The following is a 1,948-nucleotide window of genomic DNA, read 5'->3' as shown; positions in this document are numbered from 1 at the left end:
CCGTTTAAAGCATCCATTGATTTATACAATGAAGTTATTACAGCTTTTCTTTCAGGATGTGACTTTACAAATTTCACTGCCGCCATAACCTTCGGAAGCATGCTGCCCGGTGCAAAATGTCCTTCTTCCATGTATTTTTCCGCTTCTTTTACAGTCATGACAGATAAATCCTGTTGATTTGGCTTTTTAAAGTTGATGGATACTTTTTCAACCTCTGTAAGAATCATAAGAATGTCAGCATTTATATCCTCTGCCAGCTTTTCTGCCGCTAAGTCCTTGTCAATTACTGCCGCAATTCCTTCAACTGAGCCATCTTCATTTTCTATTACAGGTACTCCTCCGCCTCCGCAGGCAACTGCTATGGTTGAATCCCATAATTTTTTAATTGTATCAACTTCTATTATCTTTTCAGGTATAGGTGATGGTACAACTCTTCTCCATCCTCTGCCTGCATCCTCCTTCATAACGTAGCCTTTTTCTTCAGAAATTTGTTTTGCTTCTTGTTCTGTATAGAATAATCCTATCGGCTTTGTCGGATTGTTGAAAGCCGGATCGTTTTTATTGACAATCACCTGTGTCACTATGGTAACTACTGGTAGTACTCTGTTTCTTTTTGCTAAAGCATATTTTAGGCCTTGTTGAATATGGTAACCTATATATCCTTGTGTCATTGCTCCGCATACGTCAAATGGCATTGCAGGTGTAACATCTTTTGCTGTTTCGGATGCAAGCAAGAGTCTTCCCACCTGTGGTCCGTTTCCATGCACTATTGCTATTTCATATCCTGCGCAGCTTATTTGTGCAAGATACTCACATGTTTTTTTTACGACTTCTAATTGTGCCTCTGCTGTTGACGGACGACCTTTATCTTCTAAAGCATTTCCGCCTAATGCAATAACCACTTTGATTATCTTGTCCATATATATCCTCTCTTATTTTTTCTGCCCTGTTTTTATGCTATTGTAGCTACTATTACTGCTTTAATTGTATGAAGGCGGTTTTCTGCTTCATCAAAAACTACTGAATGTCTGCTTCTGAATACATCGTCGGTTACTTCTCTTATATCATATCCAAGTTCTTTTTGTTCTTTAGCCAATTTTGTTTCAAAATCATGGAATGAAGGCAGACAGTGCATAAATATTACATCATCGTTTCCTGTTGCTTTTAATAAATCCATGGTAACTTTGAATGGGGTAAGCATTTTTACTCTTTCGGGTATCTGTGCTTCTTCTCCCATGGATGCCCATATATCTGTATAAATTACATCTGCACCTTTTAAGCATTCTGGATTGTCTGATATTTCTATATGACCTCCTGTAAAAGCTGCCACCTCATATACTCTGTTAAGTACTTCTTTATCCAATTGGTCGCTAAGCTCTTTAGGACCATAAGCTACGTAATGCATTCCCATTTTAGCGCATCCGTACATCCACGCATATGACATATTATTTCTGATGTCTCCGGCAAATACTACTTTAACCTTGTTTAACGGTTTGGCGATATGTTCTTCTATTGTCAACAGGTCCGCCAATATTTGAGTAGGATGGTCTACATCTGTTAGTCCGTTCCAAACGGGAACTCCTGAATATTTAGCTAACTGTTCTACTGCTTCTTGTTTGTATCCTCTGTATTCGATACCGTCATAGAATCTTCCTAATACCTTTGCGGTGTCTTCTAATGATTCTTTTTTACCCATTTGTGAGCTTGAGGAATCCAGGAATGTTACGTGAGCTCCTTCGTCCAACGCAGCCACTTCAAATGCGCATCTTGTTCTTGTTGATGTTTTTTCAAATAACAGAACAATATTTTTTCCCTTTAGTAAGTAATTGGAATCTCCTGAGCGTTTCTTTGCTTTTAAATCATGTGCCAAGTCTAATAAGTATCGTATTTCTTCTGTCGTAAATTCCATTAATGTTAAAAAACTTCTTCCTTTTAAATTTACTGCCAT

General features: G+C 37.9%; 2 protein-coding genes. Both read right to left on the bottom strand.

Translation table 11 applies throughout. From position 1 onward, the window contains the following. On the bottom strand, positions 1-920 hold a 920-nt coding region (arcC, locus tag RT412_RS17130; protein WP_313347179.1), incomplete at its 3' end, for a carbamate kinase. A gap of 32 nt (positions 921-952) precedes the next feature. Next, the gene (gene argF, locus RT412_RS17125) at positions 953-1,948 is read right to left on the bottom strand and encodes an ornithine carbamoyltransferase (protein WP_313347182.1); all 996 of its coding nucleotides are present in this window, start codon (positions 1,946-1,948) and stop codon (positions 953-955) included.

The organism is Sedimentibacter sp. (assembly GCF_032080165.1).
Taxonomy (GTDB): Bacteria; Bacillota; Clostridia; order Tissierellales; family Sedimentibacteraceae; genus Sedimentibacter.
Note: the sequence above shows the minus strand (reverse complement) of the source record. Positions and strands in the feature narration are given on the sequence as shown.

Bases quoted from the DNA above. Each gene is read 5' to 3' on its own strand.
- argF (WP_313347182.1), bottom strand. From the start codon at position 1,948: ATGGCAGTAAATTTAAAAGGAAGAAGTTTTTTAACATTAATGGAATTT.